This window comes from Guptibacillus spartinae (genome assembly GCF_028610625.1).
GTDB classification, from domain to species: Bacteria; Bacillota; Bacilli; order Bacillales; family Guptibacillaceae; genus Guptibacillus; species Guptibacillus spartinae.
The window spans coordinates 12,068-27,863 of sequence record NZ_JAQQWU010000017.1; the positions used below are offsets into that span (position 1 = coordinate 12,068).

Sequence of the window (15,796 nt, forward strand, 5' to 3'; positions counted from 1 at the left end):
CGTTTGATTACTAGTATGCTGAAAAAAGTCTAGAAATGGCTTATATAGCCGTCTTTTTATAATAATCGCCTTGTAAGGCAATTTAAAGGAGTGACCGAGATGGCATTAACCACCGGTATTGTAGGACTTCCAAATGTTGGGAAGTCAACGTTATTTAATGCAATTACACAGGCAGGAGCAGAGTCTGCAAACTACCCTTTCTGTACAATTGATCCGAACGTCGGAATTGTAGAAGTTCCAGATGAGCGTCTTCAAAAGCTAACAGAACTTGTAAATCCAAAGAAAACCGTACCAACAGCTTTTGAATTTACGGATATCGCTGGGATTGTTAAAGGTGCAAGTAAAGGAGAAGGTCTAGGAAACAAGTTTCTTTCTCACATTCGTCAAGTTGATGCAATCTCTCAAGTTGTTCGCTGTTTTGATGATGAAAATATTACACACGTTTCTGGTAAGGTAGATCCTATCTCTGATATTGAAACAATTAATCTTGAGCTTGTTCTTGCCGACCTTGAATCTGTTGATAAGCGCATTGCTCGCGTTCAAAAAATGGCAAAGCAAAAAGATAAAGAAGCATTGGCGGAGTTTAATGTTCTGACGAAGCTTAAGGAAGCATTTGAAGAAGAGCAGCCTGCTAGAAGCGTAGAGTTAACGGAAGAAGAAGAGAAAATTGTTTATGGCTATCACCTCTTAACGAAAAAACCTGTTCTTTACGTAGCTAACGTGGATGAGGATGATTTACTTGATCCTTCAGATAACGAATACGTTGCTAAAGTGCGGGAGTATGCTGCAAAAGAAGGCGCTGAAGTCATCGTCGTTTGTGCAAAGATTGAATCTGAACTTGCTGAGCTTGATGGGGAAGAAAAAGATGCATTTCTTGAAGACATTGGCATCTCTGAGCCAGGCTTGAATAAGTTAATTCGTGCTTCCTATGATCTTCTTGGACTAGCTACCTACTTCACAGCTGGTGAGCAAGAAGTTCGTGCGTGGACCTTCCGTCTTGGTATGAAAGCACCTCAAGCAGCTGGGATTATTCATACCGACTTTGAACGTGGCTTTATTCGTGCTGAAATTGTCGCTTATGATGACCTTGTGGCAGCAGGTACAATGGCGGCTGCAAAGGAAAAAGGTAAAGTGCGTCTTGAAGGTAAAGAGTACATCGTGAAAGACGGAGATGTTATTCACTTCCGTTTTAACGTATAAGATTGAAATCAAACTTGCTAAGAGAGAATTAATTTGGTATAATCTAAAGCTGTGAGTAATTATCTTTGTATACTTACTCCTTGCTCTTAATTCCAGTTAAGAGCCGTTAGACCAAAAGGAGGTGAACGGAATGCGTAACTACGAAATTATGTACATTATCCGTCCAAACATTGAAGAGGATGCACAGAAAGCTCTTGTTGAGCGTTTTAACAACATCCTTACTGACAATGGTGCGGAAATTAATGAGACAAAAGAAATGGGTAAGAAGCGTCTTGCTTATGAAATCGAGAATTTCAACAGCGGGATCTACATGCTTCTTAACATTAACAGTAACACTGAAGCGATTGATGAATTCAGCCGTTTGATGAAAATCAACGACGATGTTCTTCGTTTCATGACGATCAACCTAGAAGAAGCTAAAAAGTAATTGTTTTATAAATAGGAGGGGTTCTGATGCTGAATCGCGTCGTATTAGTTGGACGTTTAACAAAAGACCCTGAATTGCGTTATACCCCTAGTGGCGTAGCGGTTGCGAACTTCACACTTGCTGTGAATCGCCCGTTTACGAATCAGCAGGGAGACCGCGAAGCTGATTTTATCAACATTGTTGTATGGCGCAGACAGGCAGAAAATGCAGCCAATTTCTTGAAAAAAGGCAGCCTTGCTGGTGTAGATGGACGAGTTCAGACTCGCTCTTATGATAATAGCCAGGGACAGCGTGTGTTTGTGACAGAAGTGATGGCTGAAAGCGTCCAATTTCTCGAGCCTAAAGGTTCTAACCAAGGCGGTGGCGGAAGCGGCAACTACGGTGGCGGCAACCAAAACAGAGAAACCGGCGGTTACGGGAATCAGAACCAAAATCGTGATAACAACCGTGATCACTCCAATTTTGGAGATGACCCGTTTGCGAGCGATGGCAAGCCGATCGACATTTCAGATGATGACTTGCCGTTCTAATACTCTCTGTTTCGAGCGGTGAAAGCAGAGAACGAATTTTAAATGCAAAGGAGGTAACTACCCATGGCAAGACCAGGTGGACGCAGAGGTCGTCGTAAAAAGGTTTGTTTCTTCACAGTAAACAAAATCACTTACATCGACTATAAAGATGTAGATCTTCTTAAACGCTTCGTATCTGAGCGTGGAAAAATTCTTCCACGTCGTGTAACAGGTACTAGCGCTAAATACCAACGTCAATTGACTCGTGCAGTTAAACGTGCTCGTCAAATGGCTTTACTACCATACGTACTTGGTGAGTAAGTAAGAAAAGCAGTAGGATGATGTCCTACTGCTTTTTTCTATACAACGTTATTCTAAGAGATTAATGTGATTTTAGAATAAGTGGTTTACACTCCTATAGGATGAGGGAATAGAACTTTTACAAGAATCCCGTAAGGAGGACCACAATAATGAATGTTGAAACTTCAACAATAACGCTTTCTGCACAGCTTAATATGAATTCTCTTATGGCATTTGTAAAGAAAGCAAAAACGTTTCATAGTCACATATCGCTCTATCGGAATGGTCATAGCATTAACGGAAAGAATTTAACCAGCGTCATTACGTTTAATCTTACCGTAAAAGAAAATGATACAATTCTCGTCATTGCGGACGGTGAAGATGCGCAGGAAGCATCTATGCAATTAGTAGAGTGGCTTCAAAATGAAATGATTAGTGAAAAAGAAGAGATGCTCTCTCTTATGTAATACATAAAAGGCTGTTACTAATACAGCCTTTTCTTATTGCTTACTATTCAAATTAATGAAACATTTGCTGAAACGGGCAGAAATTCTTACAATGGAGTAAGGAGATTTCGACCCGTTTTTTGTATTTCCACTAAACAGGTTGGTAAACTACAAGGATCTACTGTGTTTATAGGATATTAGATGACTAAAAGAAACAAAGACCGTGTTCAAATAAAAAGGTTCCAGTGCTTGTCGAGCCTAACCGGTCACTTCCGCTTTACACGATCCAGCTGCAGTGGGCAGGTCCTCGAGTCGCTTCACCCTTTCATCCGAACACAAAGACCGTGTTCAAATGAAAGGGCTCCAGCGCTTGTCGGACCTAAGCGCCCACTTCCGCTTTACATTGATCCAGCTGCGCGGGCCAAATCCTCCGGTTGTTTCGCCCAATCGAATGAGACAAAAAGCGTCTCAATCTCATGGGCTCCAACACCCTGCGGATTTAAACGGGCCCGCTCCGCTTTACACTGATCCAGCTGCAGTGGGCAGACCCTCTGTCACTTCACCTTGCAACTCGAACACAAAGACCGTGCTCAAGTTGCAAGGCTCCAGTGCCTGACGGGTCTAAGCGCCCACTTCCGCTTTACACGATCCAGCTGCAGTGGGCAGGTCCTCGAGTCGCTTCATCCTTTCATCCAAACACAAAGACCGTGTTTAAATGAAAGGGCTCCAGCGCTTGTCGGACCTAAGCGCCCACTTCCGCTTTACATTGATCCAGCTGCGCGGGCCAAATCCTCCGGTTGTTTCGCCCAATCGAATGAGACAAAAAGCGTCTCAATCTCATGGGCTCCAACACCCTGCGGATTTAAACAGGCCCGCTCCGCTTTACTGAAAAGGAGAAGACTATTGAAGAATCAGACTGTTAGGCAGTTAGTTGAAGGGGCTGCGCTTGCAGCCGTGTTTGCTGTTTTGTTTGTGATTACAATTTATGTACCGCTCTTAGGTTCATTAACGATTTGGGCTCTTCCTATTCCGTTTATACTGATGGTTATTCGTAATGGACTGAAGAGTGGATTCGTGATGTGGGCGGTTACACTTGTTTTAGGCGTTTTAACGGCAGGTCTTCCTTCTCTTGCACTTACCTTTACGGTAGGGCTTGGAGGATTAACTGCAGGGTATTTGTACTCAATTCGCAAGTCGGCGCTTGCTGTTCTTGTTGGGAGCGGCTTGGCGTACATCATTGGCCTTTTAGTGGCTTTTGTATCAAGCATACTCGTGATTGGTCAAAACCCAGCCGATCTTCTCGTTGAAATGATGAACCAATCTTTTCAACAAGCAGAATCAATCTATCAATCGTTAGGTCAGGACACAAGCCAGTTTAATCAACTTAAAGAACAAATTAGTTTACTGCGCTATTTAATCCCAACAGGTCTTGTGCTGATGGGTGTTGTGATTGCCCTTATTTCACAGCTTCTTTCAGGTCCAATCTTAAAGAGAGTCGGCAAATTTCAACCCCCTGTCTTCCCGCCAATTCGAGAATGGACATTTCCGAAGAGTTTTTTATGGTATTATTTAGTTGTTACTATTGTTATGATGGTAGGATTAGAAGAAGGATCGGCTGTCTTCGTAGCAGCCATTAATGTGTACGCAATACTCAATGCTTTGATATTTGTTCAGGGCCTTGCAGTTATTTACTTTTTTAGTCATCAAAAAGGCTGGCCAATCGTCGTGCCAATTCTGTTAACGTTTCTTGGCTTCGCGCTAACATCATTTGTTGTTATTCTTGGAATCATTGATCTTGGTTTCGAATTGCGAAGGAGAATGAAATCATAGGTAGGAGCTGAAAGTATGCCAAAGTTTTTAACGAAACGGTGGCATGGTTATCATGTGGTAGCCTTGTTCGTCATTTCCATCCTGTTTATCGGCATCATCACCTATTACAACTGGATATTAGGGATTGGAAGCGTAGTGGTCATGACGCTTCTTGTTTATACAGCAATTCGAGCTGAGTCTTTATTTCAAGCTGCTCTCAGAGATTATGTTTCGACTCTATCCCATCGGGTGAAGAAAGTTGGAGACGAGGCTCTAATGGAGATGCCGTTTGGGATCTTGCTGTATGATGAGGAATATCATATCGAATGGACAAATCCTTATTTGCCTATCATGATGGAGAAAGAGCAATTGATTGGACTTTCTTTAAATGATATTTCCGAACAAATTATTCCCTTTCTAAAATCAGAGGCGAATGAAGAAATCTTAACGATTCAAGATCGAAAGTACAAAACGTATTTTAAGCAAGAAGAAAGACTGCTTTATTTCTTTGATGTAAGTGAAAAGGTAGAAATTCAGCGTCTTTATAATGAAGAAAAAACCGTTGTTGGAATTGTCTATCTTGATAATTATGAAGAAGTCACCCAGGGACTTGGTGATCAGGTGCGTAGTAATCTAAACAGCTCTGTTACATCGATTCTAAATAACTGGGCAGATGAGCAGGGAATTTTCTTAAAGCGTAGTTCATCTGAAAAATTCTTCGCTGTTTTAAACCAGAAGATTCTTCAGGACTTAGAAAAAAACAAATTTTCAATTCTTGATGAAGTGCGTGAAGCGACTTCTAAAGAAAATATTTCAATCACTTTAAGCATTGGGATTGGAAGTGGGCATAGTACGCTAACCGAACTTGGGCAATTAGCGCAATCAAGTCTGGATTTAGCGCTTGGTCGCGGTGGTGATCAGGTGGCCATTAAACAGACAACAGGAAAAGTGAAATTTTATGGCGGAAAGACGAACCCTATTGAAAAACGAACAAGGGTAAGAGCTCGAGTCATTTCCCATGCTTTACGAGAGCTTGTCCTTGATAGTGATCAAGTGATTATTATGGGGCATAAAAATCCTGATATGGATTCCATTGGGGCATCCATTGGTATTCTTAAGGTAGCCCAGGCAAATGGAAAAGAAGGATCAATCGTTTTTGATCAAAATCAACGTACAAGCGGTGTCTCAAGATTAATGGAAGAGATTGAAGGGAATGAACAGCTTTGGGCTCGTTTTATTGATCCTGAAGATGCGCTTGAGAACTGTACGCCAAATACGCTGTTAGTTGTGGTAGATACACATAAACCTTCCCTTGTGATGGAGGAGCGACTATTACAAAAGCTTGATCACGTCGTTGTTATTGATCACCATAGACGTGGAGAAGAGTTTATAGAAGATCCTGTTCTTGTCTATATGGAGCCTTATGCTTCGTCCACAGCTGAGCTTGTGACAGAACTATTTGAATATCAACCTAAACGGCTCAAAATGGACATTATGGAAGCCACAGCTCTTTTGGCTGGTATTATTGTGGATACGAAAAGCTTCACTCTTAGAACAGGTTCTAGAACGTTTGATGCTGCGTCTTATTTGAGGGCGCATGGTGCTGATACTGTCCTCGTTCAAGAATTTCTACGAGAAGACATTGCTCAATATATTAGAAGAGCCAAAATTATAGAGAAATCCCATATTTACCGAAGTGGAATCGCCATTGCGCTTGGTGAAAAAGACCAGACTTATGATCAGGTATTGATTGCGCAAGCTGCAGATACACTTCTATCGATGAGCGGTGTGATTGCTTCTTTCGTTATTTCGAAACGAAATGATGGTAAAATTAGCATCAGTGCCAGGTCGCTTGGAGAAGTCAATGTCCAGATTATTATGGAAGGCTTGAATGGCGGCGGGCATTTAACAAATGCAGCGACACAAATTGACTCAGGATCAATTGAAGAAGCTGAGGAAATGCTGAAGGAAACAATTGATAACTATTTGGAAGGGAGCGAAGATGAATCATGAAAGTGATTTTCTTAGAAGATGTAAAAGGTAAAGGCAAAAAAGGTGAAGTGAAAAATGTAGCGGACGGATATGCTCGTAATCACTTGCTAAAGAATAATCTTGCTCTAGAAGCAAATAATGCAAATATGAAAACATTGAAGGCCAAACAGCGTAGCGACGATAAGAAAGCTCAGGAAGAGCTTGACGAAGCGAAAGCGTTGAAGGAGAAGATTGAAAGCCTTGAAGTGGAATTAGAAACAAAATCTGGTGAAGGTGGCCGTTTGTTTGGTTCCATCACAAGTAAAAATATTGCTGAAGAACTGAAAAAGCACAACATCAAAGTTGATAAACGCAAAATTGAACTAGATGAACCAATCCGTTCCCTCGGTTACACAAATGTACCCGTTAAATTGCACCATGATGTAACAGCAACTGTTAAAGTACATGTGGTCGAGCAATAGTAGGTGATGACGGGTGGAAAATAGCGAACTGCTCAGGGGGAAAACAACATGAGTGATTTATTTGCTGATCGTACGCCACCTCAAAATATAGAAGCTGAACAAGCGGTAATCGGTGCTGTTTTCCTTGAAATCGATGCTCTTACAACAGCAACAGAGGTACTGCAACCAGAAGATTTTTACCGAGCTGCACACCAAAAGATATTCTCTGTGATGATCGATCTCTCTGAAAAAGGAGAACCAGTCGATCTCGTCACGGTTACATCTGAGCTTCAAGATCTAAAGATTCTTGAGGAAATTGGCGGAGTATCTTATTTAAGTGATCTAGCTAATTCTGTACCTACCGCAGCAAACGTTGAGTACTATTCCAAAATTGTAGAAGAAAAATCGATCTTAAGAAGACTGATTCGCGCGGCTACGGATATCGCCTCTGATGGATATGCCAAAGAGAATGAGATTGAAAATCTTCTTTCAGAAGCCGAAAAGTCAATTATGGAGGTTTCCCAGCGTAAGAATACTGGAGCCTTTATATCGATTAAAGATGTTCTCGTAACAGCTTATGATAATATCGAAACACTTCAAAACAGTACAGGTGACATTACCGGAATTCCTACAGGATTTTCTGAACTTGATCGTATGACGGCAGGTTTCCAGCGAAATGATTTAATCATTGTAGCGGCTCGTCCTTCAGTAGGTAAGACAGCATTTGCGCTTAATATTGCTCAAAACGTTGCAACGAAAACGGATGAGAATGTCGCTATCTTTAGTCTTGAGATGGGAGCAGAGCAGCTTGTCATGCGTATGCTTTGTGCGGAAGGTAACATCGATGCTCAACGTCTTCGTACTGGTGGACTAACAGGTGACGACTGGCAAAAGCTTACGATGGCGATGGGAAGCTTATCGAATGCCGGTATTTATATCGATGATACACCTGGTATTCGAGTAGGTGATATCCGGGCTAAGTGTAGGCGTTTGAAGCAAGAAAAAGGGCTTGGTATGATTCTAATTGACTATATGCAGCTGATTCGTGGAAATGGATCTGGAGAGAACAGACAACAGGAAGTTTCCGAAATATCAAGATCTCTAAAGGGGATTGCGCGTGAACTTGAAGTCCCTCTCATTTCTCTATCTCAGCTCTCACGTGGAGTTGAATCGAGACAGGATAAAAGACCGATGATGTCTGATATTCGTGAATCCGGAAGTATCGAGCAAGATGCGGATATTGTTGCGTTTCTCTATCGTGATGATTATTACGATAAGGAATCCGAGAATAAAAATATCATTGAAATTATTATTGCGAAGCAGCGAAATGGTCCTGTTGGGACAGTCGAGCTTGCGTTTGTAAAAGAATATAATAAATTCGTTAACCTGGAGAGGCGTCATGAAGAAGGTGACATGCCGCCAGGCGCTTAAAAAGCCTCGTTTTTCGAGGCTTTTTTCTTTGGTTACAATGAGGACCACCATAGCTGAGTGACAGGGCGTAAAATTTATTATGAAAACCAATTATGCGCATAATAAGAGAGCGTTATTGATTTTCATAAATGTTTTCGTAAAATTAAATAACGAACATATTTAGTTTTATATATATAATTGTTCGGGTTTGTTGACTTATGAAGAGCTAATTGGTACACTTAGCCTGGGTTTTTTAAAAAAGTAGTATGCTTCTGACAAATAATTCAAGGAAGCATCTGGAGGTGCTCAAATGCCATCAGTAGTTGTGGTAGGTACACAGTGGGGCGATGAAGGTAAAGGAAAGATCACGGATTACCTTTCTGAAAATGCAGAAGTTGTCGCTCGTTATCAGGGTGGAAACAATGCAGGACATACCATTGTATTTAATGATACAAAGTACAAACTTCACTTGATTCCATCAGGGATTTTTTATGATGATAAAATTTGTGTTATTGGAAATGGAATGGTAGTCGATCCAAAAGCCGTTCTCGAAGAACTCTCATACTTACATGAACGTAATATTAATACAGATAACCTGCGTATAAGCAATCGTGCGCATGTCATTCTTCCTTATCACTTAAAGCTTGATGTTGTTGAAGAAGAATACAAAGGTGCTAATAAAATTGGTACGACGAAAAAAGGAATCGGACCAGCTTATATGGATAAAGCAGCACGTGTCGGTATCCGTATCTGCGATCTACTTGACCGTGAAGTTTTTGAAGAGAAATTAGAACGAAACCTTACTGATAAAAACCGCCTTCTAGAAAAAATGTATGAAGTAGAAGGTTTCAAAAAAGAAGATATTCTTGAGGAGTACTACGAGTATGGGCAACAGATCGCTAAATACGTCGTGGATACTTCCGTTGTGCTGAATGATGCCATCGATGAAGGCCGTCGCGTCCTTTTTGAAGGTGCTCAAGGGGTTATGCTTGATATTGACCAGGGAACGTACCCGTTTGTTACATCTTCAAATCCAATTGCTGGTGGCGTTACAATAGGGTCTGGAGTAGGACCGAGTAAAATTAATCATGTTGTAGGCGTTTCAAAAGCTTATACAACAAGAGTTGGAGATGGTCCATTTCCTACCGAACTTCATGACGAAGTAGGCGATCAAATTCGTGAAGTAGGGAATGAATACGGAACAACGACAGGCCGTCCTCGTCGTGTTGGCTGGTTCGATAGCGTCGTTGTCCGTCATGCACGTCGCGTGAGCGGTATAACAGATCTTTCTTTGAACTCCATTGACGTATTGACTGGAATTGAAACACTTAAGATCTGTACAGCTTATAAATACAAAGGTGAAATCATTGAAGAATTTCCTGCTAGCCTTAAAGTACTGGCTGAATGCGAGCCGGTTTATGAAGAAATGCCTGGTTGGACGGAAGATATTACAGGCGTGAACAATTTAGGTGAGCTCCCTCCTAATGCTCGTCACTACATTGAACGAGTTTCCCAACTGACAGGGATTCCATTGTCGATCTTCTCAGTAGGACCAGATCGCAATCAAACTAATATGATACGTGGCGTGTTTGCTTAATGTACAGAGCTGGCAGTATACAACTGTCAGCTTTTTTTACAGGTTTAGAAGTTGGAAAATTCTGCAGAAAAACACTTTTTATGATAAACTTGAATTATCAAAATCGGTAAAATTTGATGAGGTGTGCATATGAGTCGTAATAAAAGGCAGGTTTTTCGACAGCAATTAGACGTTCCTTTTGCTGCAAGAATGAGAGTGATTGAAAAAGAATCACCTGTCGATCCAGAATTCAATCATAAAATTTATATCCATGATATTGGACTTGAAGGTATTGGGTTCTCAGTAGATCTAGAAGTTCCCATGCATACAAATATGGAGTTTTCGATTAAGTTAAACGATGAACCTTTTCGCATCACTGGAGAAGTCGTATGGGGAAAACCGAACGATCCTAACGATCCAAATACAAGAGCAAGTCAGTTTTTTGGCGTGAAGTTTCAACTTAATACGGAGAAGGAATCTTCTCTTATCTTTCAAGAAGTGAATCGTTTTGCTATTAAACGTCATCGTCGAAAACAAGAAATTCGTGAAATGATGAAAGAGCGACTAAATAAACAGGCAAAGGGGTAAAGTAAGATGGAATCAACTTACTCCATGGCTGTTTTTTTATTTTCTTTTTAAGATTGCTTGCTTTTTATGAATTCCAATGATATGATAAATCTTGTCGTCGTTACACGATACTTATGACGAGCCATTAGCTCAGTTGGTAGAGCATCTGACTTTTAATCAGAGGGTCGAAGGTTCGAGTCCTTCATGGCTCACCATTTTCTTTTTACATAGTGAAGAGGAAACAGTATTATCGCGGGGTGGAGCAACGAGCGTTACATCTAAGAATCAACATCGAGTTGTTTCGACGGATACGCATCGAAGCATAACCTTGTAGAGGAAGAAACAGTGCACAGCATTATGTAGCAGGTGCAGCATATTTACACTCATATCGTCGCGGGGTGGAGCAGTTCGGTAGCTCGTTGGGCTCATAACCCAAAGGTCGCAGGTTCAAATCCTGCCCCCGCAACCAATTTATTCCTTGCGGAAGTGAGCAAGATCAACTTATTACCTGGTCTCGTGGTGTAGCGGTTAACATGCCTGCCTGTCACGCAGGAGATCGCGGGTTCGATTCCCGTCGAGACCGCCATTTAATCTATTAAATGGATCATGAACATAATTTAGTATGGCTCTGTAGCTCAGTCGGTAGAGCAGTGGACTGAAAATCCACGTGTCGGCGGTTCGATTCCGTCCGGAGCCACCATGATTTTTCAATTAACAACGTACATATATCGCATATCTCTCTTTGAGGGATATGCGTTTTTTTTGTTTCGAAACTTCTTACTGTCGTAAACCCTTTGTCGACTTAGGTGGAAACCTATGAAGAAGCTTCCAGAATGTTACCATGACTTGCCACGATCGTGACGAAAAGACTACATTTTTATTACAAGTTAAGTACTTGTACCCATGAGACTTCCTAATTATGATAAAGTGCGAAACGTGAGTAAAAAAGATAGTTTCAGCTATTGCAGGAGGAAGTCGCATGAAAAGAATGAATGTACGTCGTTTCTTACAGCTTTCCATTATTGTTACAAGCTTCAGTTCGCTTCTTTGGATTGAACCCGTTGGAGCGTCTGTTCATAATTTAATGAAACCAGTTTATCATGTTTATATAGATGGAGAAAATATTGGCACGGTTGATAGTCGAGCGGTTTTAGATCAAAATATTGAAGAACTTAAGACACAAAAAAGTAGTGAAGGTATTAAGCTATCTGTTGAGAATGATGTGGAAGTCGTAACAGAACGACTTTTCAAGCCAACTTATGATAATAAAGAAGCTCTTGATCAATTAGATGAGGAGATCACGTTTATTGGTGAGGGTTATTCTCTTTCCTTTGACGGGGAGCGGGTTGGAGACTTTGCGAGCAAAAACGAAGCGTTAGATGCTCTTTGGACCTATGCGAAACCTTTTCTATCAGATGAAAAAGTAAAGGAAATCAAGAAGTCTGTTAAAAGCGCTGAAGATTCTGGTGAAGCATTCCACCCTATTGAAGCAGTTGACCTCTCTATTCCTTATAAAATTGATAAAGTAGAAGTACATCCAAAGGATATTGTATCTGAGCAAAAAGCAGTTTCGCTATTGGATAATGGTTATGAAAAAGAGACGGATTATGAAGTGAAAAAAGGTCAATCGCTTAAAGAAATTGCTGAAAAATTTAAGATGAAGGAACAAGAACTTAAAAAATTAAATCATCTTTCAAACGATGAAGAAATTAAGAAAGGTGATGAACTAAAGGTTCTACAGCAAGAAGGTTTTGTAGATGTTTTAGAAACGATTGAAGTAGAAGAAACGGAGAAAATTGATTATGAAGTGATTGAGAAGAAGACTAGCAAACTTCTCAAAGGTAAAGAGAAACTAAAGCAAGATGGAGAACAAGGAAGGAAGCTTGTTACTTATTCTAAACAATATGAAAATGGTAAGGTGGTTGAGAAAGATATTGTGAAAGAGGACGTAACGAAAGAACCTGTCGATCAAGAAGTATGGATTGGAACAAAGAAAGTTTCTTCTAAAGGAACGGGGACGTTTGGCTGGCCAGCTGTCGGAGGAACAATTACTAGTAAACAGGGAGAGCGATGGGGGTCTTACCATAAAGGTATTGATATTGCTGGTGTGAAAGATAAAACCATTCGAACGGCTGATAATGGTAAAGTAACAGCCGCAGGTAAAAGAAGTGGGTATGGCAACCAAATCACTGTTAGTCATAATAACGGAATGAAAACTACCTATTCTCATCTAGCCTCCATTTCTGTATCTGTAGGAGACACGGTTCAAAAAGGTGAAAAGATTGGTGTTATGGGGACAACTGGTGATTCAACTGGAATCCATCTTCACTTTGAAGTATATAAAAATGGTAAGTTAGAGAATCCAATGGATTATCTCTAAAAATGAACCTTCAGTGAGAGCTGGAGGTTTCTTTTTGATCTTCTGTCCAAGAGTTTGGAACGTCATACGAATGGGATTGCGTTTCTCTTCAAGAAGTTAAGGGAAGAGCTGTAGGGAAGATCGTAATAAAACCTACATAATATGATAAAATAGATGAAAGTATGCATGTTTCATATCAACGGTAAATTGATATTGTCATATCAAAGAAGGAGCGTTCATAATGGACAAGAAAATTCTTGTTGTAGATGATGAAAAACCAATTGCGGATATTTTGCAATTTAATTTAGAGAAGGAAGGCTTTACAGTTGTTTGCGCTTACGATGGCGATGAAGCCATTGCAAAAGTAGAGGAAGAGAATCCAGATATGATTCTTTTAGATATCATGTTACCTCAGCGCGACGGCATGGAGGTTTGCCGCGAAGTTCGGAAAAAATACGAAATGCCTATAATTATGTTAACGGCAAAGGATTCCGAAATTGATAAGGTGCTAGGGCTTGAACTTGGTGCAGATGATTATGTGACAAAACCCTTTAGCACAAGAGAACTAATTGCACGTGTGAAGGCTAATTTGCGTCGTCGTCAGCAGGAGCCAGAGAAAGAGTCGTCACCGAACTCCCTTATAAAAGTCGGTGCGCTAACCATTCACCCAGATGCTTATCTTGTGACAAAGCGTGAAGAATCGATTGAATTGACACACCGAGAGTTTGAATTGTTGCACTATTTATCGAAGCATATCGGCCAGGTGATGACGCGTGAGCATTTACTACAAACAGTGTGGGGCTATGATTATTTCGGTGATGTTCGAACGGTAGATGTAACCGTACGTCGATTACGAGAAAAAGTAGAAGATAATCCAAGCCACCCGACGTGGATTATTACAAGACGTGGCGTGGGGTACTATATGCGTGAACCGGAACAGGAGCAGTAAACTTTAGATGGGAAAGGTCGGTTTTTTTAAGTCCATCCATTTTAAGTTTGCAATCGTTTATGTTCTTCTCATTCTAGTGGCAATTCAGTTTATTTCGGTTTACTTTAATGACAAACTAGAAGATCAATTCCAACAGAACTATATGAGTTCAATTCGGGATCGTGCTGAGCTCCTAGCTGATAATGTGTCTGATCAAGTGAATAGTAAGAGTGATGAAGAAGAAAATACAGTTACTAGCTTGATCAGAAATTTTAGACAAAACGAGATTCGTCAAATACTCGTTGTTAATTCATTAGGCCAGGTTGTCGGGACGCTTAATGATGATGGTCTTGAAGGTACGCGCGCAACCAATGATTATGTGAATAGCGCTTTAAACGGTGTATCTAAGGAGAATATCCTGATCGATAGTGAAGGAGAGCGCTTCTTCGCTTATAGTTATCCTATTAAGGGAGAAAAAAATTCAACAGTTGGTGCTGTCTATATTCAAGCAAACATGAATCAAGTTTTTGAACAAGCAGATGAAGTCAATAGCTTATTAGCGCAATCCGCTCTTATTGCCCTTGTGTTAACCGGGCTACTAGGCATCATCATTTCTCGAACAATTACAAGGCCAATTTCGGATATGCGCAGACAAGCGCTTGTCATGGCCCGCGGAGATTTCACGCGAAAAGTAAAGGTATATGGTGAGGATGAAATTGGCCAGCTTGCCCTTGCGTTTAATGATTTAACACGTAGGTTGCAGGAAGCGAACGCGATTACTGAAGGAGAGCGTCGTAAGCTTACATCGGTTCTTGCTTATATGACAGATGGCGTTATTGCTACCGATCGAGAAGGTATGATTATATTAATGAACGATCGAGCAGAGGAAATGATGAGTGTTTCACGTGAAACGGTGCTCGGAACATCGCTGAACAAAATTCTTCAGTTTTCAGAAGAAAAAACGTGGGATGATGTTTACAATGGCCCTGATTCCATGATTCTAGATTTAAGTGATGATCATCAGACGTTTATTATACGCGTTAACTTTTCCATTATCCATAAAGAGGATGGTCCTATTAACGGTTTAATCGCTGTTCTCCATGATATTACTGAACAAGAGCAGCTCGAGCAGGAGCGCCGTGAATTTGTTGTGAATGTGTCGCACGAGCTACGTACGCCACTAACAACAATGAGAAGTTATCTCGAAGCGCTTCAAGATGGGGCATTGCAGGATCCGGAGATTGCTCCTCGCTTCTTAAGTGTGACGCAAAATGAGACAGAACGAATGATTCGACTAGTAAACGATCTTCTTCAATTATCTAAAATGGATAAGAAAGAATATCGCCTAGAGTTTACAGAGGTCAATTTTGTAGAGATGTTTGATCATGTACTTGATCGGTTTGAAATGTCGAAGCGAGATAACATTGAGATTAGTAGACAGCTCCCTCGTGTAGCGATTTATACGCAAGTGGATAAAGACAAAATGACGCAGGTGCTCGATAATATTATTTCGAATGCCATTAAATACTCCCCAGATGGCGGTACAATTACCGCCCGGTGCTGGACGATTGGTAAAAAGATACGGATCAGTATCAGTGATGAAGGTGTAGGCATTCCGAAAAATAATCTTTCAAAGATTTTTGATCGATTTTATCGTGTCGATAAAGCCCGCTCCAGACAGCTCGGGGGAACGGGTCTTGGTTTAGCTATTGCCAAGGAAATGATCCATGCCCACCATGGTGATATTTGGGCAGAGAGTAAGTGGGGACAAGGAACAACGATCTACTTTACTCTCCCTTATAAACGAATAAGGGAGGTCGAGGACAAGTGAGA

General features: G+C 40.9%; 14 protein-coding genes and 4 tRNA genes. All 18 read left to right on the top strand.

Annotated elements, in window-relative coordinates; all coding sequences use genetic code 11:
• The first annotated feature begins 99 nt into the window (after positions 1-99).
• The gene (gene ychF, locus PQ511_RS20685; protein WP_224591210.1) at positions 100-1,200 is read left to right on the top strand and encodes a redox-regulated ATPase YchF; all 1,101 of its coding nucleotides are present in this window, start codon (positions 100-102) and stop codon (positions 1,198-1,200) included.
• A 130-nt stretch (positions 1,201-1,330) separates the two neighbouring features.
• On the top strand, positions 1,331-1,627 hold the full coding sequence (gene rpsF / locus PQ511_RS20690; RefSeq protein ID WP_224591209.1) for a 30S ribosomal protein S6: 297 nt from the start codon (positions 1,331-1,333) through the stop codon (positions 1,625-1,627).
• Between the two features lie 26 nt (positions 1,628-1,653).
• Entirely contained in the window at positions 1,654-2,157 is a 504-nt protein-coding gene (ssb, locus tag PQ511_RS20695) for a single-stranded DNA-binding protein (RefSeq protein WP_226615948.1), read from the top strand.
• 63 nt (positions 2,158-2,220) lie between these two features.
• Positions 2,221-2,457 (top strand): 30S ribosomal protein S18, encoded by a 237-nt coding sequence (gene rpsR / locus PQ511_RS20700; RefSeq protein ID WP_098445608.1) that lies wholly within the window; start codon positions 2,221-2,223, stop codon positions 2,455-2,457.
• A gap of 149 nt (positions 2,458-2,606) precedes the next feature.
• Positions 2,607-2,903 (top strand): HPr family phosphocarrier protein, encoded by a 297-nt coding sequence (locus PQ511_RS20705; protein WP_273853877.1) that lies wholly within the window; start codon positions 2,607-2,609, stop codon positions 2,901-2,903.
• 882 nt (positions 2,904-3,785) lie between these two features.
• On the top strand, positions 3,786-4,712 hold the full coding sequence (locus PQ511_RS20710; protein ID WP_273853878.1) for a YybS family protein: 927 nt from the start codon (positions 3,786-3,788) through the stop codon (positions 4,710-4,712).
• Positions 4,713-4,727: 15 nt separating this feature from the next.
• A complete protein-coding gene (locus PQ511_RS20715; protein ID WP_273853879.1) occupies positions 4,728-6,704 on the top strand; it encodes a DHH family phosphoesterase in 1,977 nt (658 codons plus the stop codon).
• Complete coding sequence (gene rplI / locus PQ511_RS20720; protein ID WP_226654139.1) at positions 6,701-7,144, top strand: 50S ribosomal protein L9; 444 nt, start codon at positions 6,701-6,703, stop codon at positions 7,142-7,144. Before PQ511_RS20715 ends, rplI begins: the two co-directional genes overlap by 4 nt.
• Before the next feature lie 48 nt (positions 7,145-7,192).
• Positions 7,193-8,554, top strand: coding sequence for a replicative DNA helicase (gene dnaB, locus PQ511_RS20725; protein ID WP_273853880.1), 1,362 nt, complete (start codon positions 7,193-7,195; stop codon positions 8,552-8,554).
• 289 nt (positions 8,555-8,843) lie between these two features.
• A complete protein-coding gene (locus PQ511_RS20730) occupies positions 8,844-10,130 on the top strand; it encodes an adenylosuccinate synthase (protein WP_224591199.1) in 1,287 nt (428 codons plus the stop codon).
• 129 nt (positions 10,131-10,259) lie between these two features.
• Positions 10,260-10,697 carry a PilZ domain-containing protein gene (locus tag PQ511_RS20735; RefSeq protein WP_273853881.1) on the top strand — a complete coding sequence of 146 codons (438 nt, stop codon included), beginning with the start codon at positions 10,260-10,262 and terminating at the stop codon, positions 10,695-10,697.
• A 118-nt stretch (positions 10,698-10,815) separates the two neighbouring features.
• Positions 10,816-10,891: transfer RNA gene (locus PQ511_RS20740), tRNA-Lys, on the top strand.
• A gap of 177 nt (positions 10,892-11,068) precedes the next feature.
• Positions 11,069-11,145 (top strand) — tRNA-Met (locus PQ511_RS20745).
• A 41-nt stretch (positions 11,146-11,186) separates the two neighbouring features.
• Positions 11,187-11,262: transfer RNA gene (locus tag PQ511_RS20750), tRNA-Asp, on the top strand.
• A gap of 38 nt (positions 11,263-11,300) precedes the next feature.
• Positions 11,301-11,376 (top strand) — tRNA-Phe (locus PQ511_RS20755).
• A gap of 279 nt (positions 11,377-11,655) precedes the next feature.
• A complete protein-coding gene (locus PQ511_RS20760; protein ID WP_273853882.1) occupies positions 11,656-13,056 on the top strand; it encodes a peptidoglycan DD-metalloendopeptidase family protein in 1,401 nt (466 codons plus the stop codon).
• Positions 13,057-13,276: 220 nt separating this feature from the next.
• Positions 13,277-13,984: a response regulator YycF gene (gene yycF / locus PQ511_RS20765; RefSeq protein WP_098445599.1), complete on the top strand. Its 708-nt coding sequence runs from the start codon at positions 13,277-13,279 to the stop codon at positions 13,982-13,984.
• Positions 13,985-13,991: 7 nt separating this feature from the next.
• A complete protein-coding gene (gene walK / locus PQ511_RS20770) occupies positions 13,992-15,794 on the top strand; it encodes a cell wall metabolism sensor histidine kinase WalK (protein WP_273853883.1) in 1,803 nt (600 codons plus the stop codon).
• Positions 15,795-15,796 lie beyond the last annotated feature (2 nt).